This window comes from Pigmentiphaga sp. (assembly GCF_033795525.1).
Taxonomy (GTDB): domain Bacteria; phylum Pseudomonadota; class Gammaproteobacteria; order Burkholderiales; family Burkholderiaceae_B; genus Pigmentiphaga.
In genome coordinates this window covers 1-503 of record NZ_JARYGM010000034.1, presented here as the reverse complement: position 1 = coordinate 503, position 503 = coordinate 1, and the positions used below count along the sequence as shown (strand labels likewise).

1 protein-coding gene is annotated in these 503 nt (G+C 63.0%); it reads right to left on the bottom strand.

All coding sequences use genetic code 11. The features are described 5' to 3' along the window. Positions 1-503, bottom strand: a 503-nt coding sequence (locus QHC78_RS21095; RefSeq protein ID WP_319748115.1) for a S1 RNA-binding domain-containing protein, incomplete at both ends; no start/stop codon positions are given.

Sequence of the window (503 nt, the reverse complement as noted above, 5' to 3'; positions counted from 1 at the left end):
TGGGTGGTGCCGCTGGAAGCCGAAGAGGACTGGTATTCCTCCAGCACTTCGCGCATTTCCGCGTCGTCCTTGGCCTTGATCGACAGCTGCAGGGTACGACCCTTGCGATCCATGCCCACGAACTTGGCTTCCACCTTGTCGCCGACCTTCAGGTGCTGGGTTGCATCGTCGACGCGGTCGGCGGAGATATCGCGGGCAGCCACATAGCCCTCGATGCCGTCGGCCAGTTCGATGATGGCGCCCTTGGCGTCAACTTCCTTGACCACACCTTCGATCTTCGAACCCTTCGGGTTCACGGCCATGAACTGGCCGAACGGATCCTGCTCCAGCTGCTTGACGCCCAGGCTGATGCGCTCGCGCTCCGGATCGACCGCCAGGACGACGGCGTCCAGGTTGTCGCCCTTCTTGAAGTTGCGCACGATGTCTTCGCCAGTGGTCGCCCAGCTGATGTCGGACAGGTGGACCAGGCCGTCGATGCCGCCGTCCAGGCCGATGAAGATGCC